We start from the raw sequence: 24,228 nt of genomic DNA on the forward strand, positions 1-24,228 counted from the left end.
CCCCGTTAACAAATATGGCCCCGTGGTTTCGTCGCTCCGGGCACGGCCTTGCCATGCCATGTCGCCTGATTGTCGCATGCGACTGATATTCGCGGGGAGGGCGAGGCGAGGTTCGATTCGTATCTGAGGGTGCCTCAAAGGTTCAAATGGTCATCCCCCTGTCACGGGATATTGTTACAGGCTGTCGCATGGGAAGTTACGATGTGAGTGACGAGAGCCCTGAAAGGCGCTTTCGCACCTTGTTCATCTCCGACGTGCATCTCGGAGCCCGCGGTTCTCAAGCCGACCTTCTGCTGGATTTCCTGCGTTACCACGATGCCGACACGATCTATCTCGTCGGCGACATCGTCGACGGCTGGGCGCTGAAATCGAGCTGGCACTGGCCGCAATCGCATAACGACCTGGTCCAGAAGCTGCTGCGCAAGGCGCGCAAGGGCGCCAAGGTCATCTACATTCCCGGCAATCACGACGAATTCCTGCGCAACTATTACGGCACGCATTTCGGCGGCATCGACGTGGTCGAGAACACCGTCCACACCGGCGTGGACGGCAAGCGCTACCTCGTGATCCACGGCGACATCTTCGATCTCGTGGTGCAGAACGCGCGCTGGCTCGCCCATCTCGGCGACAAGGCCTACGACTTCGCGATCCAGATGAATCGCTTCGTCAACTTCTTCCGGCGCATGTTCAAGGTGCCCTATTGGTCGCTGTCGCAATGGGCCAAGCAGAAGGTCAAGAACGCCGTCAACTATATCGGCGCGTTCGAGCATGCGCTCGCCGCCGAGGCGCGCCGCCACGACGCCGACGGCGTGATCTGCGGCCACATCCACTACGCCGTGATCCGCGACGAGGGCGGCATCCGCTACATGAACTGCGGCGACTGGGTCGAGAGCTGCACTGCGCTGGTCGAGCACGACGACGGTCATTTCGAGATCATCACCTGGGCTGATCAGGCGCAGAAGCCGGCGGCCGTTCCGCAGGTGGCAGCCAGAGCTGCGTAATCAAAGGCCGCTTGATGCGCATCCTGGTCGCGACCGACGCCTGGCACCCGCAAGTCAACGGTGTGGTTCGGACGCTGACCAGGCTGGCTGATGCCGCCAAGACATTCGGCGTCGAATTCACGTTCCTGACGCCGCAATCGTTCCGCACCTTTGCGATGCCGAGCTATCGCGACGTGCGGCTGGCGATGCCGCGTCCGGCACGGATCGCCAGGCTGATCGCGGATGCGCGTCCCGACAGCATCCATATTGCGACGGAAGGGCCGATCGGCCTGATGGTCCGGCGCTATTGCCGCCAGCGCAAGCTGCCGTTCACGACCAGTTTCCACACCCGCTTTCCCGACTATGTCCGCGCCCGGGTGCCGGTTCCGGAATCCCTGATCTGGCGGGCGCTGCGACGATTCCACGGCCCCAGCGCGGCGGTGATGGCGGCGACGCCGGCGCTGGCCCGCGAACTCGGCGAGCGGGGCTTTGCCAATGTCGTGCTGTGGCCGCGCGGCGTCGACACAAAATTGTTCCATCCTCGCGCGATCGATCTCTGCCTGCCGGCGCCGGTGTTCCTCTCGGTCGGCCGCGTTGCGGTCGAGAAGAATCTCGAAGCCTTCCTCGACCTCGATCTGCCCGGCACCAAGGTGATCGTCGGCGACGGTCCGGCGCGCGCCTCGCTGGAAGAAGCCTATCCCGATGCGATCTTCCTTGGGCAAAAGCACGGCGACGAACTGGCGGACATCTATGCCGCGGCCGATGTGTTCGTGTTCCCGAACCGCTCCGACACGTTCGGCCTGGTTCTGCTGGAGGCGCTGGCGAGCGGTTTGCCGGTGGCCGCCTTTCCTGCGAAGGGGCCGCGCGACGTGATCGGCGAGGCGCCGGTCGGCGTGCTCGATGACGATTTGCGCGGCGGATGCCTTGCCGCCCTCGACATCTCGAGGCAGGCCTGCGTCGCGTTCGCGGCCAATCACAGCTGGGAATCGTCCGCCCAGGCATTCGTCGACGGCATCATGGCCGCCGGTGCGATGTTGCCCCGCGCAGGCGGGCCGGAACAGCGGCGTTTCGTCGCCTGACGGGCGCGGCCGCCGATGGGCCGCACGCCCTGCTCGCGGACTTCGGGAGGCAGGGAAATGGCGGAAAATTCCGGCCGCTCAAGAAGCCGGAAAGATCTGCAACACCAGATTTCCAAGATAATTCACGGGCGCCATGGCCGTATCGCGGAGCCATATCGCCGTATCGTGGAGCGATTTGAAGAAACCTGGAAACCTTTGTTCGGCGATGAATACCAGGAGCGCAAAGACCAACCAGTCCAGCGCACGGGTTGTCCATTTTTCCCGAGTGCTCCGCGTGTCCTCATAGCCGTCGTTCGAGAACGATCGCATCGCGTGCCATCGGTATTCGAGATAGATTCTCGGCGCCGGGATGAAGACGGTCATGACGAGGAGCAACGCGATCAGCGAGACCAGCGCATTGTTGACGACGCCGAGCGGGGATTGCGACCAAATGAAGATGTTTATCGCATACACGGCAACCAGGATCTTCATGTAGACCAGCGCCTGGCTGAACAGAAGCACATGTGCGTCCTTCTTCAGCGAATAGTCCTTGTCGTTGGCTTGAGCCGGTCCCACGTTCTTGGCGTATCGCGCGATCTCCATGCTTATGGCGATGTAGCACCACAGGGCCGAGACGGTGAGGAACAGAAGCGCCGCATTCATGATCAGGTAGTACGCGCCCACCGAGTTCAGCACGCGGTCGCCGCTGCCGGTCGTTCGAACGAACCAATATGCCGGGCGTACCAGCGCTCCCGGCTTGAGAATATCGTTGATGTAGCCCGTTATGAAAACGACAACGACCAGAGTGACGACTATGAAATAGGACGCGATCCGCTTGTTGGTGGACGTCGGCAGCAGATCGGCGGATGCATCGGACGCCGACGCCCCGGCCGTATCAGCGAAGCGTTTGAAGTCCGGCCATGTCGTGACGAACAGCTTTATGATCGTGATGTCGAAGGCGACATAGGCGGGCACGACGAGAAGGTAGAGAACGATATTGTAGACGTCCTGGGTGAAATACAAATGCTCGCCCGGATCGGCCGAATTTGGATCGGCGGCGCAGAATGAGGACAGCGCTCTGCCGGGTGGTGTGAACGTGCCGGCACCGCATGTAAACGCCGCGTTCAGGACGAGGCAGAAAAACATGGCGGTGAAAAACCAGAACCAGAACGGCCGGCTGGTCATCGTCCTCGCGACGATCTGGTTGACGCCTCTTGGCACCGCGGGAGCGAGCGCGGTAAGCGCCAGCGGATACCCTGCGCGACCGAATTTCGAGATGTAAGCACCGAGCTTCGTCTTCATGATCGATTGCCCCAACACCGCGAGCAGGTGAAACGTCTTGGCGTTCGCCGCCCGGGGCGGAGCTTCGAGATAGTCGTAGATGCGATCGATTTTGGAGAGCGCGTTTTTGGTGCGCCCCAACAGGCTGCCGTCGTTCGGAGTCATCAAATGCCTCGGACCGAACTCATAAAAAGATTATGTTCAAAAACAATTATAAGTTGTAGTGGATGGCGGCGCTCCTTGCAATAGGCCGAAATCGGCCCGCTTGATGTTCAGCCGGCGCTCGCTGGCACTTTTGGCGCAGGGGACAGGATTGCTGGCACTGCGCCTACCCAGGCTGTAAGATGATCCAGGATCAATGGAGGAGCCGGACCAGGTATGACTGAGACGATTGCCCAGCAGGAGCTCCCGATCGGCCCCGCCGATATCGATGCCGCAGCGCGCGTGATCGCGCCTTTCGCCATCCGCACCCCGCTGTTGTCCTTTCCGGTGCTCAACGAGCGCGTCGGTGCAAAGATTTTCCTGAAGCCGGAGATGCTCCAGCGCACCGGTTCCTTCAAGTTCCGCGGTGCCTTCAACAAGGTCGCCTCGATCCCGCAGGACAAGCGCGCCGGCGGCGTCGTCGCGTTCTCCTCCGGCAACCACGCCCAGGGCGTGGCGGCGGCGGCCAAGATCCTCGACATGCAGGCGACCATCGTGATGCCTGCGGATGCGCCGCTGTCGAAGCGCGAGCGCACCAAATCCTATGGCGCCGAGGTCGTGCTCTACGACCGCTACAATGACGACCGCGAGGCGATCTCGCGCGGCATCGCGGAGAAACGCGGCGCGACGCTGGTCAGGCCCTATGACGATCCCTTCGTGATCGCGGGGCAGGGCACCGCCGGCCGCGAGATCGCGGAGGACATGGCGGCGCTCGGCCTCAGCCCCGACATCGTGGTGGCGCCGGCCTCCGGCGGCGGCCTGATCGCCGGCGTCGCGACCGCGATCAAGGCGCGCTATCCGCAGGCCCAGATCGTGGTCGCCGAGCCCGAGGCGTTCGACGATCACGGCCTGTCGCTGACCGCAGGCCATCGCGAGCCGCATGCGCCCGCCGGCCGCACCATCTGCGATGCGCTGATGGCGCTGATCCCCGGCGAGATGACCTTTGCGATCAACAGCAAGCTGCTCGCGCGCGGCGTCACCGCGTCGGACAAGGAAGTCGGCGCGGCGGTGGCGTTCGCCTATCGCGAACTGAAGCTCGTGGTGGAGCCGGGCGGGGCCGTCGGCCTTGCCGCGCTGCTGGCGGGGCGCCTCGATGTTGCCGGCAAGAACGTCGTCATCGTGCTCTCGGGCGGCAATGTCGATGCCGATCTGTTCTCAGAGCTGGTGGCCTAGCCGTCATTCGGGCCTGCGCCTTCGGCGTATCCCGGGATGACGCACGCTCCGGATGCTGACATGAAGAAGGGGCAGAGCGTTTCCGCTCTGCCCCTTTGTCGTCTGTACGTTCTCCGCGCGATCAGTGCATGAAGCCGCCGCGGCGATTGCCGCCACCATTGTTCATGCTCGGGGCCTGGTTCATCGACTGGCGGAAGTTGTTGCCGCCGTTGTTGACGATGCGGTTGGTCGTGTTGAACTGCGGGCGGTTGTTCTGGACCTGCACCTTGTTCACGGGGGTGTTGAGCTTGACGCCGTTGTTGACGCGGATCGGTGTGTTCTGCGTCTGAACGACCGGCTTCGTCTCGACAGTCGTACCGCCCTTGCCGACATTCACCGGCATGCTCACGATCTTGCCGGGCGAGCCGTTGGTCGTGCCGGTATTGGTGCTGCCGCCATTCTGCGTATTGGTCACGGGCAGGGTCACGATCTTGCCGGGGCCGGCATTGTTGGTCGTCGTGTTGGTCGGCGCGGGCAGGGTGACGATCTTGCCCGGGGTCTGCAGCGGCGTGCCGTTCGTCTGGTTGTTGCCCGCCGGCAGGTTGACGATCTGGCCGCCATTGCCGGGCTTGCCGATGCTGTTGCCGCCCTCCGGCTTCTGCACGACCGGCAGATTGCCGTTGAACTGACCGCCGCCGTGACCCTGCTGCACCAGCGGCATGTATTTGGGCTGGCCGAGATTGCCGATCTTGAAGGTCGGCGCAATGTTCTGCGGCGCCAGGAATTTGGTCGCCTGCATCAGGGGGATCTGCTTCGGCTGGGCCTCGAGCTTCAGCGCGACCTGCGCATAGGGAGTGTTGCCGTAGCTGTCGTAGAAGCTCTTGTAGCCGAGCGGCGAATTCGCCAGCACCGCCTTGTGCCAGGCCTGCGTCAGCAGCAGGTTGTTGAGCAGCCAGCGGACGTGGTCGCACAGCGGGTCGTGCGGGTACATCTGGATGAACTCCTGATAGTACTCCGGCCGCGCCTCGGACACGACGTAGTCATAGGCCTGGCGCGTCGAACGGCTCGGCAGGTTGGAGGCCATCTGCACGACCGGCGCGTTCACCGGCGCGCGGCTCGCGGCGACAGCGGTGTCGCCGAAGAAGGTGAAGTCGCTCGTCAGCGACGAGCTCTCCCACGGGATCTGCGCGCCGCTGGTGGTCTGGTTCACCTGGAGGCGCACGCGCTTGAACAGCTGCTCGATCGGCACGTTGGGCTCGTGCGCGATGTTGAGGAAGGCCTGCGTGTAGGGGCTGTGGCCGCCGGTACCGTCCTGCGCTTCGGCGCCCGGTGCGGTCGAATAGCCGACGATCGAGCCGTTCGGCGCATCAACGATGGCAAGGCCCCGGCCGGCATCGTTCACGTTCGGAAACGGGTTGTTGCGGCAGGCATCGAGGATGACGATGCGCATGCGGCTCGGAATCGCCTCCAGCGTCGACATCACGTCGACGAGGCGCACCGAATTGTTGACGAGCTCCGTCGGGCTCGACACCTTGGCATCGACGGGGACGAGATAGTTCTCGCCGGCGAGCTGCACGCCGTGGCCGGCGTAGTAGACCATCGCCACCGTGTTCGGGCCGCGCGCAGACACTTTTGCGGAAAAGTCCTGCACCACGCGTAGCATGTCGTTCTGGGTCAGGTCGGTCGCGGCGACCACCTCGAAGCCGGCGGAGTTCAGGAACTGCGCCATCGACTGCGCGTCATTGTCGGGGTTCTGGAGCTGCGGCGCGTTCTGGTAGTTGGAGTTGCCGATGACCAGCGCCACGCGCTGCTCCGGGCCTTGCAGCACGGTCGGGGCGGGCGGTTCTTGCGCGGAAACCGGGCCGCAGGCGAAGCCGAACAGGCTCCCCACGAGGCTGGCCGTCATCAGGAAAGACTTTAGGCGGAACATGGCGTGCTCCTCTGGCACTGATCTCGATGCGAGATTGGTTGCGAGGAAGCTTGGCCGCGTTCGAGCCGGTGGTCCGTGATCGCTGTCACCATGGTAAGCTGCGTGATCTGAATCACGCTGCGGAACCTGCTATGGTGAATGACCGGTTCCGCCGGCGAACAAGAAGCTCTCGGGGACATGCCTGCTCATGCTGAAATCGATCGATCCGATCCTCACGCCCGATCTGCTCTGGCTGCTCGCCTCGATGGGCCACGGCGACGACCTCGTTTTCGTCGATGCCAATCATCCGGCGGCCCGCATCGCGCAGGCCACCACGTCGCAGCGCCTGATCCAGCTGCCGGGCATGCGCATGGAGATCGCCGTCCGCGCCATCATGTCGGTCTACCCGCTCGACGATTTCGATCCCGACCCGGTGCGCGTGATGGCACCGGTCGATGATCCCGACCGCGTGCCCGAGGTGCAGCGCGCGGTGCTGGCCGAGATCGAGCGCGCTGTTGGCCGCACTGTCACGCCCGGCAAGCTCGCGCGGGCGGATTTCTATCGCGCCGCTGCGACCGGGTTCGGCGTCGTGCAGGTCGGGGACAGCAGGGGTTACGGCTGCTTCCTGATCCGCAAGGGCGTGATCAGCTAGGGCGAGCCATCAGCTCGGAGGGCCAGCCGATCCTCACCAGAAGACCATCAGGCCCATTGATGCCCACCTCATACATCCCCCATTCGCGGTGACGCAGCACGCCGCCCGGGCGGATGATCAGATCGTCGACGCGCGCGGCGATCTGATCGACGTCGGGCGTACGAATGAAGACGCCGAAGGGGTTGTGCTCGGGCACCCGCCACGGGCCGTCGCCGGCTTGCGTGAGATGCACCTCGCAATCCCAACCCCGCATGATGACGTAGCCAGCGTCACCGCCGGCGCGCGCAAAGCCGAGGCGTTCCCAGAACGGAATCGCAGCGGCGAGGTCGTTGCTCGGTACGATGGCGAAAGCGCCAACGCGTGTGGCCTCGGACATTCGTTCACTCCGGAACATGCGGATTGTCGGCGCCGGTTCTCGTGCCGCGCCTTGCAAGCTTATCGAGAGAGGCTGCGGAAGCGAAGCGGCGAAAAGCCTCGCACTCGAATTTGAGTGGCCTTCTCGCAGCCGCCTGTCTATGGTCGGTCCATGTCTCGCCTTGTGTGTCTATTCGTTGCTGTCATCCTGTCGCTGCTGCCGGCCACCGCACCAGCGGAGCCCATCAAGAAGCGCCCCGCGCCGGTCTGGCGAGGCTACGGCTTTCTGCCCGGCTATCGTCAGCCGCTGAGCAACAGCATTCCGCTCTACAAGCAAAAGGAAGCGATGCGCCGCATGTCGCGCAGCGATCGCCGCCATTGGTACATCGATCCGGTTCCCCAATATTACGGCTGGGATGGCGAATGGCGCTATTTCGGCCGTCCCGGCTTCGGCGGCGACCGCTACAATGGCGGCAGCTTCGGCCCGTGCTGGACGCGGACGCCGATCGGACCGATCTGGAATTGCGGGTGACCGGTGTACTGCGTCGCGGCTAGGGGAACCTGCGGACAACCTCGATCGGCCCGGCGATTGCGGCATTGAACGCATCGAGGTCCTCGGCCGGAATCCAGTACTCCAGATGTGAGCGCCCGCCGGCCTCCTGCACGTCGTACTTCGCAATGAAGTCGCGCTTGACCTCGAAGCGCGTCACGAAGCCCGCGCCACTCGCCGGGACATTCCAGTCGCGCGCGATCTTGATGGCGTAGTCCTCGGTCAGCACCGGATAGAAGATCGGCTGGTCAGGCAGACGCGGCGGAAACGCGCGCATGCCGGATTGCTGGATCAGCTCCAGCTCCTTCGGTCCGACGGGGCGCCAGAGGGTGAGGGTGTCTTCGGTGGGGGACATGGTTGCCCCCTTACGAGAAGAACGCGATCTTCTCGGCCTGCGTCATGCGGCGGATCGGCGCGAGCGGGTCGTTGGCGGCCGCGCGGGGCATCTGCAACATGCCGCTGGCGAGGATGCTGGCGCCGAGCGAGGGCTCGGGCATGGACGCGGGCAAGGGAGACGGCATCGGCAGCGTCGCGACGGGTGCTGCGCCGAAAGATGCCGCGGCGGCCATGGCCGGGGCGGGCTGCTCCATCACTTCGGCCGCGGCCTCTGCGATCGCGTCGGTGAGGCGCGCGAGCGAGTCCGTCGCGATCGGCGCATCGGCTGCGGGCTCTTCCACGATCGGTGTGACGGCCGGCGCCGGCGTGATCGGCTCGGGAAGCTCTGCAGCAAGCGGCGCCGCGATCTCCGCGGCCATCGGCTCCGGAACGGACGCCTCGATCTCGACCGGCGCGATGATCTCGTCGAAATCAGGATCGGGCGCGGCCATCTCCAGCGCGATGGCCTCGAGCACGGCCTCGTCCTCGGCTTGCGCGGCGGCGTCGAGCGAGAACTCGTCGGTGATTTCCCCGAAGGCGGCGGCCTCTGCGGCCGGCTCTTCAAAAGCGACCTCTTCGACCGCGGCGCTTTCGAGCTCGGGGTGATCGGACGCGATCTCGCTTTCGGCCGCGATCTCCGGCGCGACGGCTGCGTCCATGGCCTGCTCGGCCATTGCGAACGCCTCGGCGCTGCCGGTTTCCTCAACGGCTGCTTCGGGCTCAGGAGTCGGCGCGATGTCCTGCGGCGCCTCCGTAAAAGCCACGGGGGCTTCGCTCGCCATCGCGGCGGGCGCGGCCTCGACGGGGGCGGCCTCCGCGACGGGCGGCGGTGTCTCCTGCATCGGAGCAGGCGCGGGAGGGGCCGCCGCCTGCGGCGTTGCGTCACCGTCGGTCTGGTCGATCCGATCCCTGAGCAGATCGAATGCGGCCTTGAGCTCGACGCGGGGGTCGACTGTGGAAATCTGTCCGCAGGCGGCCTCGATCGAGGCGAGCTGCGAATCAATGAGGTCGCAGATTCGCCCGTCGGCGCCGATCTCGCGCCAGCGCCAGGAGATCTCCTTGATGATGCGCACCCCGCGCGGGATCGCAGCGAGGCTGGCCTCGATCGCCGCGGGATCGAACGCTGCGATCGCGATGGTCTCGGCCTCGCGGACCGCGCGGCGGATCTCGACCAGCGCTTCGGGCAGGCGGTCCTCGACGACGGGTTGTCTCTGTGCCGCAAGGGTTTCTTCGATTTTCGCGACCGCATCGAGCACCATGCTCGTATCCGCATTGCGGTTGCGCTTGGCATATTCGCCGAGGAACCAGCGACCGCGCGCGGTCTCCATGAAGGCTTCGCGGATCGCGTCGTAATCCTGCTCGTTCGGCTCGGCCGCGCGGGCAGACATGGGCGAGAGGGCGAATGCTTCGTTGGCCATGACAATCTCGTCGCGCAAATCAGTGCGCGTTAGAGTAACGATCACCACGATATCGACCGAATCGCAATTGGTTTGATGGCAGGCGAATCACAAATCCCCATCGCGGCAACCGAGAAGCGGCGATTCGCCGTGAGTCTCGCGCTGTTCTACTCGGCCGTGTTCGCGGTGTCGGGCACGCATCTGCCGTTCTTCCCGGTCTGGCTGAAGGCGATCGGCATCGACGCAAGCTGGATCGGTCTCATCAACGCGCTGCCGGCGATCACGCGCTTCACCACGCTGCCGCAGGTCACCGCCTTTGCCGAAAAGCGACAGGCCATCCGCGCCGCCATGATGCTGTCGGTGCTGGCCACCGCAATCGGCTTTGCGGCGGTCGGCCTGCAGCACCAGCCGCTGGCGCTGTTCCTGATCTATGCGGCGACCTGCATGATGTGGACGCCGACGACCCCGCTGACGGACGCCTATGCGCTGCGCGGTGTCGCGCGCTACGGGCTCGATTACGGACCCCTGCGGCTGTGGGGCTCGGCGGCGTTCGCCGCCGGCTCGCTCGCCTGCGGCTATCTAGTCGACCACATCGCGGCGCGCGACCTGATCTGGATCATCGTCGCATGGGCGGTCGTCGCGGTCGCCGCCAGCCTGCTGCTTCGGCCGCTCGACGACGTCCGGCGGAAGAGGACCGAGACGCATGCCGGCAAGGCGCTCTTGCACGACGGCGGCTTCTGGGCCGTGATCGCCTCGGCCGCGCTGATCCAGGGCAGCCATGTCGCCTATTACACGTTCTCGGCCATCAACTGGCAGCTCCAGGGCCTCGGCGGCCTGACGATCGCGGTGCTCTGGACGTTGGGGGTGATCGCGGAGATCGTCGTGTTTGCGCTGTCGCCGCGCTTCTCGCTGCATCCGTCCACGCTGATCGCGATCGGCGGGCTGAGCGCCGTGCTTCGCTGGATCGTCACCGCGCACGAGCCGCCGCTCGCACTGCTCGCAATCGTGCAGCTCGGCCACGGCCTCAGCTTCGGCATGACCATGGTCGGCACCATGAGCCTGCTGGTGCAGCGGGTGCCGTCGCATCAGATCGCGCGGGGGCAGGGCTATTATGCCGCGTGCAACGGCCTGCTGGGCGCGACGACATCGATCGCGTCGGGCGCGATCTATGCCCGCATCGGTGACAGCCTGTATTACGTGATGGCGGCGATGGCCGCGGCCGGCGCGCTTGTCATCTGGTCGGCACGGCACCGGCTCATCGCTCATCCCCAGAGCGAAGTTTCAGGCGGATAGACCAGGCTGTCGTCATAGCGCAGGCCGTGATCGCGGTCGCGCGCCAGCAGCAGCGGGCCGTCGAGATCGACGAAGCGGGCCTGCGGCGTCACCAGCATCGCAGGCGCCATCGACAGCGAGGTTGCGACCATGCAGCCGATCATGATCTCGAAGCCGAGCGCCTGCGCGGCGTCCGCCATGGCGAGCGCCTCGGTGAGGCCGCCGGTCTTGTCGAGCTTGATGTTCACGGCGTCGTAGCGCGCGCGGAGTGGTGCCAGCGACTTGCGATCATGCACGCTCTCGTCGGCGCAGACCACCAGCGGCCGCTTGATCCGCGCCAGCGCATCGTCCTTCCCGGCCGGCAGCGGCTGCTCCACCAAGGTGACGCCGACGGCGTCGCAGGCGGCGAGATTGTGCTCGAGATTGGCCTCGGTCCAGGATTCGTTGGCATCCACGATCAGCTCGGATTCGGGGGCGGCGTTGCGCACCGCTGCGATGCGGGCATCGTCGCCGTCGCCGCCTAGCTTGATCTTGAGCAGCGGCCGGTGCGCGGCCTTCGCGGTCGCCGCAGCCATGGCCTCGGGGGTGCCGAGCGAGATCGTGTAGGCCGTGGTGCGCTCGCCCGGGATCGGGCGGTCGAGCAGGTTCCAGGCCCGCAAGCCCGCCGCCTTGGCCTCCAGGTCGATCAGGGCGCAGTCCAGCGCGTTGCGGGCCGCGCCCGGGGGCATGGCAGCCTGCAGGGCCTGCCGCGTCAGCCCGCCGGCCACGGCCGCCTGCATCGCCTCGATGGCCGCAAGGGTCGCCTCGGGAGTCTCGCCATAGCGGGGATAGGGGACGCATTCGCCGCGGCCGGTGAGGCCGTTCCGGCTCACTTCGGCCATGACGGTCACGGCCTCGGTCTTGGCGCCGCGGCTGATGGTGAAACTGCCGGCAATGGGAAAGCGCTCGATTCGCGCCCGAAGTGCCGGAACTTTGCTGGAAGTCATTTTGAACTCTGGCGAAATCTGAACCTGCTAGTTACCTCTAGCAACTAACGTTAACCAGTTGGGGATACCTTCTCCGGGTAAGGGCGTGTGCGCAACCATCTGATTTTCTCCGCCCCGGCACGGGAGCGGACCTCTTGAGCGGCGATCCAAAGCTGGAACGGATTGCCCAGGGCAATGCGCTGGCCCTCTGCGCCACCGGAACCTGGACCGCGAGTTTTGCGCCGGTCCTGGAGCGGATCGTGGCGGATGCCGAAAAACTGGCCGGCGGTTCCCAAAGCATCTTCATCGACGTCTCCGAGATCGCCAAGCTCGACACCTTCGGTGCCTGGCTGATCGAGCGGCTGCGCCGCAGCCTGACCCAGGGTGCCGTCGAGGCGCAGATCGCGGGCCTCTCCGCCAATTATTCGAGCCTCGTGGACGAGGTCCGCCGGGTCAGGGCGAACGCCGTGGTCGACCGCAGCCCGATCACCATCACCGGCATGCTCGAGCAGATCGGCCGCGCCGTGGCGGGTGTGGCGGCCACGGTTGCGGGCCTCGTCGACATGCTGGGCGCGGTGCTCGCGGCGGGCGCGCGCACCCTGATCCATCCTCGCTCGTTCCGCCTGACCTCGACCGTGCACCACATGGAGCAGGTCTGCTGGCGCGCGGTGCCGATCGTGGTGCTAATCACGTTCCTGATCGGTTGCATCATCGCCCAGCAGGGCATTTTCCATTTCCGCCGCTTCGGCGCCGACCTTTTCGTCGTCGATATGCTCGGCGTGCTGGTCTTGCGCGAGATCGGCGTGCTGCTGGTCGCGATCATGGTCGCGGGCCGTTCGGGCAGCGCCTACACTGCCGAGCTTGGCTCGATGAAGATGCGCGAGGAGATCGACGCGCTGCGCACCATGGGGTTCGACCCGATCGAGGTGCTGGTGCTGCCGCGCATGCTCGCACTGGTGCTGGCGCTGCCGATCCTCGCTTTCCTCGGCGCGATGGCCGCGCTCTATGGCGGCGGTCTTGTCGCCTGGCTGTATGGCGGCGTTCAGCCAGAGGCTTTCCTGTTGCGGTTGCGCGACGCCATCTCGATCGATCATTTCATCGTCGGCATCGTCAAGGCGCCGGTGATGGCCGCCGTGATCGGCATCGTCGCCTGCGTCGAGGGCCTCGCCGTGCAGGGCAGCGCGGAGTCGCTCGGGCAGCACACGACGTCGTCCGTCGTGAAAGGCATCTTCTTCGTTATCGTCATGGACGGCGTGTTCGCCATCTTCTTCGCCGCGATCGGGATGTGACGATGGCAGGCGAAATCCAGAACGTGGTCCAGGACCCCATCATCCGCGTCCGCGACATCACCGTGCAGTTCGGCACGACGCGCGTGCTCGACGGGCTCAACCTCGACGTCGAGCGCGGCGAGATTCTGGGCTTTGTCGGCCCGTCGGGCGCGGGCAAGTCGGTGCTGACGCGCACCATCATTGGCCTTGTGCCGAAGGTCGCAGGCTCCATCGAGGTGTTCGGCGTCGACCTCGATTCCTCCAGCACGTCGCAGCGCCGCAATGTCGAGCGGCGCTGGGGCGTGCTGTTTCAGCAGGGAGCGCTGTTCTCCTCGCTCACCGTGCGGCAGAACATCCAGTTTCCGATGCGCGAATACTTGCGCGTCTCGCAGCGCCTGATGGACGAGATCACCATGGCCAAGCTCGCCATGGTCGGCCTCAAGCCTGAAGTCGCCGAGCGTTTCCCCTCGGAGCTCTCGGGTGGCATGATCAAGCGTGTCGCGCTGGCGCGCGCGCTGTCGCTCGATCCGGACCTCGTGTTCCTGGACGAGCCGACCTCTGGCCTCGACCCGATCGGCGCCGGCGATTTCGACGAGCTGGTCCGGACGCTGCAGCGTACTTTGGGGCTGACCGTTTTCATGGTAACGCACGATCTCGACAGCCTTTACACAGCATGTGACCGCATCGCCGTTTTAGGGAACGGTAAGATCATTGCGGCAGGGTCGATCGCCGACATGCAGGCCTCGCAGCATCCCTGGCTGAGGCAATATTTCCATGGCAAGCGCGCTCGCGCGGTGATGGGCTGAGTGCCGGAGTAATCGATGGAAACGCGGGCAAATTACGTACTGATCGGATCGTTCACGCTGGCGGTGATCGCGGCTGCGATCGGCTTCGTGCTCTGGTTCCAGTCGCTGCACACCACCAAGCAGCGCAGCCCGTTGCGTGTCGTGTTCGAGGGCCCGGCGGCGGGCCTGCGCAACGGCGGCAGCGTCAATTTCAACGGTATCCGGGTGGGCGAGGTGGTCTCGGTGAAGCTGGATAACCCGCGGCGGGTTGTCGCACTCGCCATGGTCGAGAACAACGCCCCGATCCGCAAGGACACCCTGGTTGGCCTCGAATTCCAGGGCCTGACCGGCGTCGCCGCGATCTCGCTCAAGGGTGGCGAGGAGGCAGCTCCGCCGCCGCCGCTCGACGAGGACGGCATCCCGACGCTGACGGCCGATCCCAACAAGCTCCAGGACGTCACCGAAGCGATCCGCGGCACGCTCCAGAACATCAACAAGATCGTCGCCGACAATCAGGAATCGGTGAAGAACTCGCTGAAGAACCTCGAAACCTTCACCAATTCGCTGGCGCGCAACTCCGAGAAGATCGACGGCGTGATGGCCAAGGTCGACGGCGTCATGCTCAAGGCCGACAGCCTCATGCTCGGTCTCAACACGCTCGCCGGCGGCAAGGACGGCGGCGAGCTGTTCCAGGCGGTGAAGTCGATCCGCGAGCTCGCCGACGACTTCGACAAGCGCTCCGGCGCGTTGATGAGCGATGGCCGCCGCACCCTCGGCGACATCAGCCGCGCCGTGAACAATTTCGACCGCAACCCCACCCGCGTCCTGTTCGGCGCCAGCAACAGCGCGCCTGCCGCCGCTCCGCCGCCTGCCGAACCGCCGAAGCCGGCAGCGACCGAGCGTCGGCGGCAGTAGGCGTCTAGTCCGCGAACCTCTCCACTCGTCATTGCGAGGAGCTCTTGCGACGAAGCAGTCCGGACTGCTTCCTCGGAGGCAGCCTGGATTGCTTCGCTTCGCTCGCAATGACGGTGGCAACGTCCGGTCTCATTCTCAATCCGTCATCCTGGGGTGCTCCCCGTGCGACGCAACGCGGCGCACGGGGAGCCTCGAAGGATGAGCGGCCCAGATGCAGCCGGGCTGTCGCCCTTCGAGGCCTTCGCTTCGCTCCGGCGCCTCAGGGTGACGGGATGGATTGGTATTGCGGCTCCTAAGTGTTCGCCGAACGACACCGCCCCAAAACAAAAACGGAGGCCGTCAGGCCTCCGTTTTCTAGTCATGTTGCTATCCGCTGCTTACCCCAGCCGGCCCGCCGCATGCGCGAGCAGCGTGTACACCAGGCCCGTCTCCGAGGTCAGGTGGTTGCGCAGCTCCTGCGGGCCGCGGCCGTCGCGGGCGACTTCGTCGAGCAGGCGCTCGAACTCGGCGACGTAGCGGTCGACCGTGCCCTTGAAGTTGCGGTCGGCGCGATATTTGCGGGCGACCTCGTCGAAGGCCTTCTGGCCGGCGGGCGTGTAGAGGCGCTTGGTGAAGGCCTTGTTCTCGCCGCGCTGGTAGCGGTCCCACATCTCGGCCGCGAGGTTGCGGTCCATCAGCCGGCCGATGTCGAGCGACAGCGATTCCAGCGGATTGCTGCTGGCCTGAGGGGCCTGCGGCTGCGGAGCAGGCGCCTGCTGGCGGCCACGGGGAGCCTCACGGCCGGTCGGGGCGCCCTGGTTGGCGTCGGTGCGGCTGAGCAGGTCCGACAGCCAGCCGTCACGGCCCTGGTCGTTGCTGGAAGGCGCGACCGGCGGCGCTTCGGTGCGGCGCGAGGGCGCGGGCATGCCGAGGTCCGGCGGCGGCAGCGTCGAGGCGCTGCCGGTGTCGCGGCCGCGGGTCTCGGCAGCTCGGGCACCGACGGTCGCCAGCATCGGCTCTTCCTGGCGCGCCACGCTGGTGCGCCCGGTGGTGGAGACGTCGAGGCCACGGCCATGCTGGGCCACGATGCGGTTGAGCTCGGCGAGCGCCTCGATCTGGTCGACGATCACCTTGCGCATCTGCGCCGTGCTCTCGGCGGCCTCCTGCGGCATCTCGAGCACGCCGCGGCGCAGCTCGTTGCGGGTGGCTTCGAGCTCGTTATGCATCTCGTACGCCATCTGCTTCATGCTGGAGACGAGGTTGCCGAACTTCTCGGCCGACTGCTTGAACATCGCATCCGCCTCGTCGGTGGTCTGGCGGTAGATGTCGTGCATGGCCTCGATGGTCTGGCGATGCTCCTCTTCGGACGCCGACCGCACCGCCTCGAACTGGCGGGTGATCGCGGCGGAACCTGCACCGGCGGTCTCGGCGACGACGCGTGCGATGTCGCGGGCACGCTCTTCGGCCGCGGCCAGCGATTCATCGAGCAGGCCGGTGAAGCGCGACAGGCGCTGGTCGAGATCGGTGGTGCGCAGGTCGATCGTGGTGACGAGCGATTCCAGCGCCGCCTTGCGTTCGGCCAGCGAGGCGGTGGTGTTCTTGTTGCTCTGCTCGACGACCTGGGCGGCGTCGACGAGCGCCTTGCCGTGCGCGTCGAACTGAGTCGACAGCTCGCCGAGATCCTGGAGTGCCCGCGTGGTCTTCGTGTTGAAGACGTTGAGCTGGTCTTCCAGGTTCTGCGTCGCAGCGCCGTTGCGCGAGGTGACGTCGTTCATCGCCGAGACGAAGTCGGCGACACGCGTCACCAGCGCCCGCTCGAGCGAGTTGAGGTTGTCGTGCGCACCGGTCAGCACCTCCTGGAGCAGGATGTTGCCTTCGCGCAGGCGCTCGAACAGGGCCACCGTGTCGGTGCGCAGGATCTTGCTGGTCTCCTGCATCTCGGTGACGGCCGCGATCGAGACCTGGCGCGACTGGTCGATCGCCGCACGCGAAGCCTGTTCGAGGTCCTTGAGCGACTTGCCGACGGCGCCGGTGGCCATCTCGCTCGCCGCGTTGATGGTGCGGGCCACTTCCGAGCCGTTGCCCATCATGGTCTGCGAGAACGCATGGCCGCGCGTTTCGATCGACTTCAGCGCGTCCGAGGTGACGCGGTCGATGTCGAGCGTGAGCTGGCTGGTCTTCGAGCCGATCGCGTCCACGAGCGAGCCGCGCTTGGAGTCGATCATGTTCGAGAGACGGTCGGCCTGCTGCTGCACATAGGTGACGATCTCGTCGGTCTTGCCGGTCATGGCCTGGCCGAAGCTGCTGCTGGCGGCGAGCACCGAGCGCTCGACGTCGGCCGAGCTCGACTTGACGCGCGAGCTTGCCTCGTTGGAGGCGTTGATCAGCGCATTCTGGGCGTTGAGCGCGCTGGTCTGGATGTCGTTGGTCGCGTTCGTCGTCGCCGTGCTCAGGGCGCGCTCGATCTCGGTCGAGATCGTGCGGATCTGGCTGGCGGCGTCCGCCGAGGTCGAGGTCAGCGAGGTCTGGGCCTCGCGCGCGCTGTTGAGGATGGTCGAGGCGGTGTCGGCGCCGACCGCAGTCAGCGTGCGCTCGATGTCCGTGGTCAGCGACTTGATCTGGCTCGCCGCATCCGTCGAGGCGGATATCAGCGTGCCCTGGGCCTCGCGCACGCCGCTGGTGAGCGCCTCGATGGTGGCGCCGCCGGCGGTTGCCAGTGCGCGCTGCATCTCGGCCGCGAGCGAACGGACCTGGCTGGTCTGCTCGGCCGAGACGGAGAGCAGGGTGCTCTGGGCGTCGCGGGCGCTGGTCGTGATCGTCTCGGCGGTCGACTGGCCGACCTGCGAGAGCGAACGATGCACCTCGGCCGCGAGCGACTTGACCTGGCTCGCCGCATCCGAGGACGCCGTCACCAGCGTGCTCTGGGCTTCGCGGGCGCCGGTCGTGATGGTCTCGGCCGTCGCGGTGCCCGCCATCGAGAGCGAGCGCTGCACGTCGGACGAGAGTGCCTTGATCTGGTTGGCGGTCTCGCTCGAGGCCGCGATCAGCGCGCTCTGCGCATCGCGGGCGCCTGCGGTGATCGATTCCGCCGTGGTGGTGCCGGCGAGCGACAGCGAACGCTGCACGTCGGCAGTGAGCGTCTTGACGTGGTTGGCCGCGTCCGAAGATGCGGTGACGAGCGTGGTCTGCACCTCGCGGGCGCCGGCCAGGATCGAGGCGGCGGTCGCCGAGCCTGCTGCGGACAGCGTGCGTTCGACGTCGGCGGCGAGCCCCTTGATCTGGTTGGACGCATCGCCGGAGGCAGCGACCAGCGTCGACTGCGCTTCGCGGGCGCTGGTCAGGATCGAGTTCGCAGCGCCGGTGCCGACCGCGGTCAGCGCGCGCTCGACCTCGGATGAGGTCATCTTGAGCTGGGCGTTGACGTCGGAGGAGACCGTCATCAGCGACTGCTGGGCGGTGCGCGCGCCGGTCTGGATCGTCTCGCTGGTGTTGACGACGAGGTTGGTGAGCGAGCGCTCTGCGTCCTCGACATGCGAACGGATCGCGGTCGAGATCATCTCGGCGCGGGACATCATGTCCTCGCTGGCCTGGCGGCCGCTGCTCTCGATGCGGCCGGCGACGGCCTCGACACGCGAGCCGAGCAGGTCCTCGAACTGCGCCACGCGCACGTCGATGTCGCTGGCGACCGAGCCGACCTTGGTCTCGATGGCCTGGTGGATGTCCTGGAAGCGCGCCGTGACCGTGTCGGTCAGGTGCATGCTGCGGCCGTCGATGATCTCGGTGACGCCGGTGATGCGGCGGTCGACCGCCTCGATCGCCTGCGCGGTGCCGTCGGTGAGCGTCGAGGTCAGCAGCGTGAGGCGGGTGTCGATCGACTGCACGGCCTGCGAGGCGCCGTTGGTCACGGCGGTGGTCAGGTAGGTGAGGCGGGTATCGATGGATTCGAGCGCCTGCGTCGCGCCGCCCGTCAGCGTCGTCGTGAGGTGCGTCAGTCGGGTGTCGATCGACTGGATGGTCTGCGAAGCGCCATCGGTCAGCGAGGTCGTGAGGTGATTGAGGCGCGAGTCGATGGCCTCAATGGTCTGCGACGCGCCGTCGGTGAGCGACGTCGTGAGGTGGGTGAGGCGGGAGTCGATCGACTGGATCGCCTGCGCGGCACCGTCGGTCAGCGACGTCGAGAGCGTGTTCAGGCGCGCGTCGATCGTTTCGGTCACGGACTTGGCGCGGGTGTCGAACGACTGCTCGAGCGCGCCGACGCGACCGCCGAGCTGGTCGTCGAAGGTCTTGATGTGGCTTTCGATCGTGCTGTCGAGGCCGGCGATCTTGTCGTTCAGCGAGGCGTCGAGGTTGGTGACGCGTTCGCCGATCGTGGTCTCGAACTGCACCAGGCGCTGGTCGAGCACGGCCGTGATCGCGCCGCCGTTCGAGGTGAAGCGGGTGTCGAAATTGTCGACATAGCTCTTCAGGCTCTCGTGGATGTCCTGCGTACGCTGGCCCATGCGCTCGACGATCTCGCCGCCGAACGTCTTCACGGTGCGGTCGAACTCGGAGATGTGACGGGTGATCAGCGCGCCCAGCGTGCCGGAATCGCGGGCGAACTTCTCGACCAGCTCGGTGCCCTGGTTCTTCACCAGTTCGTCGAACGCGCTCATCTGCAGCGACAGCGAGTCGTGCGCGGTCTCGGTCTGGCTGACGACCTTGGCGACCAGCGTGTTGACGGTGGCGTCGAGCGCGTCGCTCGCCTTGTCGCCGGACGTCATGATCTGGGTTGCGAGGCGGTTGCCGGCGTCGTCGATCTTGGCGGAGAGGTCGTTGGAGCGCAGCTCGAGCTCGAGCAGCAGCGAGTCCGACGAATTCTTCAAGCTGTCGTGCACCTGCTCGGTACGCTCGGAGATGCCGTCGACGATCGCGGCGGACCGCTGCTCGAACTCGCCGGTGATGCGGTCGATGCGCTCGTTCAGCATCTCGTGGACGCGGTCGGCGAGGTCGACGAACTCGTCGTGGACGTGGCCGGTCTTGAAATTGAGGCTGGTGGTCAGCCGCTCGCTGGCATCGAGCACGGCGCGCGTGGTCTCGTTGCTGGCTTCCTCGAGGCGGTCGAGCAGGTCGCCGCCGCGCTCGCCGAGCGCGAGGATCATGTTGTCGCCGGCATTGCTCAACGCGCCGGTGATGTGGGCGCCGCGCTCTTCCAGCGCGCCGGTGATGGACTTGGCGACCTCGTCGACGCGCGAGGCGATCGCGTCCGAGATCAGCGCGATGTCGTGGCGCAGATCGATCTGCACGCCGGAGATGGCGCTGCGGACCTGCTCGGCCTGGCCGACCAGGTTGTCGCGCTGATGCGCGATGTCCTGGAGCAGGGCGCGGATGCGCACTTCGTTGTCGGAATAGGCGCGCTCGAGCGCCGCGACCTCGTTGGCGACCAGCGTCTCCAGCTCGCCGGCGCGCGCAATCGCGCGCTCGATGCCGTCGCCCATCGCCGCGACCTCGCGGCGGATGGCTTGGCCGACGGTGACCATGGAATCGGAGGCCGAGCCCTCGGGCTCGGAGAAGCGGATCGCGACCTGCGCCATCGCCTGCGCCACCGCGCTCATCTGCTGGCCGCGCCAGACGAGGCTCGCCAGGAAGAAGAACAGCATGATCGGCGCGAAGAACATCGTGACGAGGCCGGCAATGGCCAGCACGCCGCCGCTCTCGCCCATGGCGGCCCGGATCGAGGGCAGGAAACCGACCGTCAGCGCGGCGCAGGCCGCGAGCCAGATGACGGTGAAGATGATCGCGCCGGTGTAGATGTTGCGGGTCGGACGTCCCGTCTGCAGCGTCTGGAGCAGCTGGCCGATGGTGGCGCGATCGTCATTGGCGGCGCGGCGCGAGGAGCGCGGCTCCTCGATCGGGTCGAACACCGCCCGCTCATTGGCGGCGGGACGCGGCTCGAAGCCCGGCTCGTCGAAGATCGGGGGAGCCGGCGGCGCCACCGGAGGCGAGGTTTCGTTGCGCATCGAGGCGTTGCGGCTGGTGTCCGCAGCGGTGTCACTGATGTTCAGGGCTTCCTGGATCGCAGAAAGCGCAACTTCTGTCGGGTCTTTGACCTTTTTCGGAGTGTTCGCCATGTTCAGTCCGAGCCCTCGTTACTTTTACGCGTCCCCCGCGAGCCCTGCGCGCTACGCAAGCCCACAGACCGGATCATGCCGCTTACGCGGATTTCCGAGCCGTCCCCACCCGGACGGCTTGTCCGCCAATTTCCGCAACATCCTATTGGCAGAGCGTCGCGAATGAAATGGCTGCGATTAAGACAATCTTAATCATCGTTAACAGGATCGCGCCGTAACGCCTTAGCAACAAATGCAATTCTCCACCGGACTCGTCGGATTGTGGCAACTTTTCGTCAATAAACGGGCGGATTTGCGTAAAACGGCCCAAACATTTCGTTAACCATTTCCGTGCTTGGGTGCAGGAACCTGACCGCCGGACCGGCGGACACGTTACGCGATGCCGGGGCCTGCGCCATGACGCCTGAACTGCAACGGATGGACTGGATGCCTTCGCCCCCGCTTGCACCGATCGACAGCCCGCTCGACCTCGATCACCTCTCCCGCATGACGCTCGGCGATACCGAGCTGGAACAGGAAGTGCTTGCGATGTTCGCCGAGCAGGCGGTCCGCCTGCTCGCGGCGATGACGGCGCTGCCGGCCGAGACCGGCGCGCTCGCGCACAAGCTCAAGGGCTCGGCGCGCGGGATCGGCGCCTTTGCGGTGGCCGACGCCGCCGCCAGCCTGGAGACTGCGATCCAGACCGGCCACAACCGGCCCCACGCCTTCGCCGCGCTGAAGGAGGCGGTGGCCGAGGTCCGTGCCGCCATCGAGACGATCCTGAAACATTAGGATTTTGACTCGCTCAAAATCAGGGGCTAGTCGTTTGTTTTGACGCGATTTCTTCGCGCGAACCGGGGTCCATTTCGCGCGAAAACGCTATGGCGCCGGGCGGATCGACCCGTTATAGGACAGCCCGGACCCTCCTTTATCCCCAACATCGCGGCAGCACGAGCACACATGGCCAAGATCCACTTTGTCGACCACAAGGGCGAAACCCGTACGGTGGAAATCGAGAACGGCGCGACCGTGATGGAAGCCGCCATCCGCAACAGCATTCCCGGCATCGAAGCCGAATGCGGCGGCGCCTGTGCCTGCGCGACCTGCCATGTCTATGTCGACGAAGCCTGGCGCGAGAAGGTCGGCAGCCCGACGCCGATGGAAGAGGACATGCTCGACTTCGGCTTCGACGTGCGCCCGAACTCGCGCCTGTCCTGCCAGATCAAGGTGTCCGACGAGCTCGACGGGCTCGTGGTGGCGACGCCGGAACGCCAGGCCTGAACACGTCTTGTCTATGCGGCGGGCGGCGCGACCTCGATGCCGCGCTTGTGCCAGGGCCTGAACTTCTCGATCACCTCCGCGGTCAATTGTGCGGGCCGCCGTGTCGCTTCGTCGAGCAAGACGCCGACCGACGTCGCGGATGCGATGCATTTCCCGTTCGAGAACACGACCTGCTCGAACGTCACTGACGTCCGTCCGAGCTTCACCACGCCGAGGCCGAGTTCGATCGTGCCCGGCCAGTGCAGCTCGGCGCGGAAATGCATGTCGAGCCGCACCATGATCCAGGCGAAGCCCAGTGGGGTCAGCCCGTATTCGGGAAGCTTCATCAGCGTGACACGGCCGGTCTCGAAATAGGTGGCGTAGACCGCGTTGTTGACGTGCTGGTTCGGATCGAGATCGCCGAAGCGGACATTGTCGCCGAGGCGAAAGGGGAAGTCCTCCAGGCGCGGCGTCGTGTCGAGGCGGCTTGGTGCGTTCACCGATTGATCTCCGTCATATCCATCCTCGTTACAGCCCAGTTATTTTGGTCCGGCAAGTGGGCGCGGCTGCGGGGCGCTCCCGCTTTTATGCCTTCCCTGATCCATCCCCGTTGGCTAGACAGGCAGGGTCACCTCTGCCCACCGGGCGCCGTCCAACCGATAACCATCGATAAAGAGACGACATGAGCGACGTGATCAAAACCGACGTGTTGATTATTGGCGCGGGCCCGTGCGGCCTGTTCGCCGCCTTCGAGCTCGGCCTGCTCGACATGAAGGCGCATTTCGTCGACATCCTCGACAAGGTCGGCGGCCAGTGTGCCGAGCTCTATCCGGAAAAGCCGATCTACGACATTCCCGGCATTCCGCAGGTATCGGGGCAGGGCCTCACCGACGCGCTGATGGAGCAGATCAAGCCGTTCCATCCGACCTTCCACCTCGGCGAGATGATCGAGACGGTGGAGAAGATCGGCGATCCCGGATTTCGCTGCACCACCGACGCCGGCAAGGTGTTCGAATGCAAGGTGGTGGTGATCGCGGCCGGCGGCGGCTCGTTCCAGCCCAAGCGTCCGCCGGTGCCGGGCATCGAAGCCTATGAAGGCACTTCGGTGCACTACGCCGTGCGCAAGATGGAGACGTTCCGCGACAAGAACGTTCTGATCGTCGGCGGCGGCGATTCCGCGCTCGACTGGACGCTCAACCTGCATCCGCTCGCCAAGCGCGTCACGCTGCTGCACCGGCGCGACGATTTTCGCGCCGCGCCCCACAGCGTCGAGCAGATGCGCGCGCTGGTGGCCGACGGCAAGATGGATCTGCGACTCGGCCAGGTCACCGCGCTCTCCGGCACGGAGGGCCGGCTGACCGGCGCCACCGTGAAGAGCAACGACAACAGCGTCAGCGAAATTTCCTGCGATGCCATGCTGCCGTTCTTCGGCCTGACCATGAAGCTCGGTCCGGTCGCCAACTGGGGCATTGCGCTGGAGAACAACCTCGTGCCGGTCGAGACGTCGGCGTTCGAGACCAACGTGCCAGGCATCTTCGCCATCGGTGACATCAACACCTATCCCGGCAAGATCAAGCTGATCCTGTGCGGCTTCCACGAGGGTGCGCTGATGTCGCAAAAAGCCCATCGCTACGTCTATCCGGATAAACGGCTCGTGTTCCAGTACACGACCTCGTCCTCCAGCCTGCAAAAGAAGCTCGGAGTCAACTGACGCGAGGGGGCGGGACGGCGCTGCCCCATGTTTCTGGTGCTGGAATCGTTCGCGAAATCGCCGTAGTCTGCGGTCATT

The 24,228-nt window shown here is 65.8% G+C and carries 20 protein-coding genes; 12 read left to right on the forward strand and 8 right to left on the reverse strand.

From position 1 onward, the window contains the following. Positions 1-188 precede the first annotated feature (188 nt). Complete coding sequence (locus PMI42_RS34110) at positions 189-1,001, forward strand: UDP-2,3-diacylglucosamine diphosphatase (protein WP_008143703.1); 813 nt, start codon at positions 189-191, stop codon at positions 999-1,001. A 14-nt stretch (positions 1,002-1,015) separates the two neighbouring features. Then, on the forward strand, positions 1,016-2,059 hold the full coding sequence (locus tag PMI42_RS34115; protein ID WP_008143704.1) for a glycosyltransferase family 4 protein: 1,044 nt from the start codon (positions 1,016-1,018) through the stop codon (positions 2,057-2,059). A gap of 78 nt (positions 2,060-2,137) precedes the next feature. Here PMI42_RS34115 and PMI42_RS34120 read toward each other — a convergent pair whose 3' ends face one another. Next, positions 2,138-3,484: a hypothetical protein gene (locus PMI42_RS34120; protein ID WP_008143705.1), complete on the reverse strand. Its 1,347-nt coding sequence runs from the start codon at positions 3,482-3,484 to the stop codon at positions 2,138-2,140. Positions 3,485-3,697: 213 nt separating this feature from the next. Here PMI42_RS34120 and PMI42_RS34125 point away from each other — a divergent pair, with 213 nt between their 5' ends. Continuing rightward, positions 3,698-4,693 carry a threonine/serine dehydratase family protein gene (locus PMI42_RS34125; RefSeq protein ID WP_008143707.1) on the forward strand — a complete coding sequence of 332 codons (996 nt, stop codon included), beginning with the start codon at positions 3,698-3,700 and terminating at the stop codon, positions 4,691-4,693. Positions 4,694-4,814: 121 nt separating this feature from the next. Here PMI42_RS34125 and PMI42_RS34130 read toward each other — a convergent pair whose 3' ends face one another. After that, positions 4,815-6,602: a caspase family protein gene (locus tag PMI42_RS34130; RefSeq protein WP_008143709.1), complete on the reverse strand. Its 1,788-nt coding sequence runs from the start codon at positions 6,600-6,602 to the stop codon at positions 4,815-4,817. Between the two features lie 187 nt (positions 6,603-6,789). Here PMI42_RS34130 and PMI42_RS34135 point away from each other — a divergent pair, with 187 nt between their 5' ends. Beyond that, positions 6,790-7,233 (forward strand): RbsD/FucU family protein, encoded by a 444-nt coding sequence (locus tag PMI42_RS34135; protein WP_008143711.1) that lies wholly within the window; start codon positions 6,790-6,792, stop codon positions 7,231-7,233. Here the strand turns inward: PMI42_RS34135 and PMI42_RS34140 are convergent. Continuing rightward, a complete protein-coding gene (locus tag PMI42_RS34140) occupies positions 7,226-7,609 on the reverse strand; it encodes a VOC family protein (RefSeq protein ID WP_008143713.1) in 384 nt (127 codons plus the stop codon). The two genes, PMI42_RS34135 and PMI42_RS34140, sit on opposite strands and share 8 nt — an antisense overlap. 150 nt (positions 7,610-7,759) lie before the next feature. On the opposite strand from PMI42_RS34140, the gene PMI42_RS34145 reads away from it, so the two are divergent. Continuing rightward, on the forward strand, positions 7,760-8,119 hold the full coding sequence (locus tag PMI42_RS34145; protein ID WP_008143720.1) for a hypothetical protein: 360 nt from the start codon (positions 7,760-7,762) through the stop codon (positions 8,117-8,119). 19 nt (positions 8,120-8,138) lie between these two features. Here the strand turns inward: PMI42_RS34145 and PMI42_RS34150 are convergent, their stop codons facing one another. Together PMI42_RS34150 and PMI42_RS34155 are read right to left on the reverse strand one after the other, a co-directional pair. Then, positions 8,139-8,492, reverse strand: coding sequence for a hypothetical protein (locus PMI42_RS34150; RefSeq protein WP_008143721.1), 354 nt, complete (start codon positions 8,490-8,492; stop codon positions 8,139-8,141). A 10-nt stretch (positions 8,493-8,502) separates the two neighbouring features. Next, on the reverse strand, positions 8,503-9,930 hold the full coding sequence (locus PMI42_RS34155) for a hypothetical protein (protein ID WP_008143722.1): 1,428 nt from the start codon (positions 9,928-9,930) through the stop codon (positions 8,503-8,505). A gap of 75 nt (positions 9,931-10,005) precedes the next feature. Here PMI42_RS34155 and PMI42_RS34160 point away from each other — a divergent pair, with 75 nt between their 5' ends. Continuing rightward, the gene (locus PMI42_RS34160; protein WP_008143723.1) at positions 10,006-11,202 is read left to right on the forward strand and encodes an MFS transporter; all 1,197 of its coding nucleotides are present in this window, start codon (positions 10,006-10,008) and stop codon (positions 11,200-11,202) included. Here the strand turns inward: PMI42_RS34160 and dgcA are convergent. Further along, on the reverse strand, positions 11,172-12,167 hold the full coding sequence (dgcA, locus tag PMI42_RS34165) for an N-acetyl-D-Glu racemase DgcA (RefSeq protein WP_008143724.1): 996 nt from the start codon (positions 12,165-12,167) through the stop codon (positions 11,172-11,174). The genes PMI42_RS34160 and dgcA overlap by 31 nt on opposite strands. A 134-nt stretch (positions 12,168-12,301) precedes the next feature. On the opposite strand from dgcA, the gene PMI42_RS34170 reads away from it, so the two are divergent. The 3 genes from PMI42_RS34170 to PMI42_RS34180 are packed head-to-tail and all read left to right on the forward strand — an operon-like array spanning position 12,302 to position 15,114. Then, positions 12,302-13,435: an MlaE family ABC transporter permease gene (locus PMI42_RS34170; protein ID WP_008143725.1), complete on the forward strand. Its 1,134-nt coding sequence runs from the start codon at positions 12,302-12,304 to the stop codon at positions 13,433-13,435. Positions 13,436-13,437: 2 nt separating this feature from the next. Continuing rightward, positions 13,438-14,220, forward strand: coding sequence for an ABC transporter ATP-binding protein (locus tag PMI42_RS34175; protein ID WP_008143726.1), 783 nt, complete (start codon positions 13,438-13,440; stop codon positions 14,218-14,220). A gap of 15 nt (positions 14,221-14,235) precedes the next feature. Next, positions 14,236-15,114, forward strand: a complete 879-nt coding sequence (locus PMI42_RS34180) for an MlaD family protein (protein WP_008143727.1) — start codon at positions 14,236-14,238, stop codon at positions 15,112-15,114. A 377-nt stretch (positions 15,115-15,491) separates the two neighbouring features. Here the strand turns inward: PMI42_RS34180 and PMI42_RS34185 are convergent, their stop codons facing one another. Beyond that, entirely contained in the window at positions 15,492-21,200 is a 5,709-nt protein-coding gene (locus tag PMI42_RS34185; RefSeq protein WP_008143728.1) for an apolipoprotein A-IV repeat region-like domain-containing protein, read from the reverse strand. A gap of 426 nt (positions 21,201-21,626) precedes the next feature. Between PMI42_RS34185 and PMI42_RS34190 the strand changes: the two genes are divergently transcribed. Then, complete coding sequence (locus tag PMI42_RS34190; protein ID WP_008143729.1) at positions 21,627-21,971, forward strand: Hpt domain-containing protein; 345 nt, start codon at positions 21,627-21,629, stop codon at positions 21,969-21,971. A gap of 168 nt (positions 21,972-22,139) precedes the next feature. Next, on the forward strand, positions 22,140-22,460 hold the full coding sequence (locus PMI42_RS34195; RefSeq protein ID WP_008143731.1) for a 2Fe-2S iron-sulfur cluster-binding protein: 321 nt from the start codon (positions 22,140-22,142) through the stop codon (positions 22,458-22,460). 11 nt (positions 22,461-22,471) lie between these two features. On the opposite strand, the gene PMI42_RS34200 is transcribed toward PMI42_RS34195, so the two are convergent. Beyond that, on the reverse strand, positions 22,472-22,939 hold the full coding sequence (locus PMI42_RS34200) for an acyl-CoA thioesterase (protein WP_008143738.1): 468 nt from the start codon (positions 22,937-22,939) through the stop codon (positions 22,472-22,474). 182 nt (positions 22,940-23,121) lie between these two features. On the opposite strand from PMI42_RS34200, the gene PMI42_RS34205 reads away from it, so the two are divergent. Beyond that, positions 23,122-24,150, forward strand: coding sequence for an NAD(P)/FAD-dependent oxidoreductase (locus PMI42_RS34205; RefSeq protein ID WP_008143747.1), 1,029 nt, complete (start codon positions 23,122-23,124; stop codon positions 24,148-24,150). Positions 24,151-24,228 lie beyond the last annotated feature (78 nt).

Origin of the sequence: Bradyrhizobium sp. YR681 (assembly GCF_000282615.1) — a bacterium.
In the GTDB taxonomy this organism is placed as follows: Bacteria; Pseudomonadota; Alphaproteobacteria; order Rhizobiales; family Xanthobacteraceae; genus Bradyrhizobium.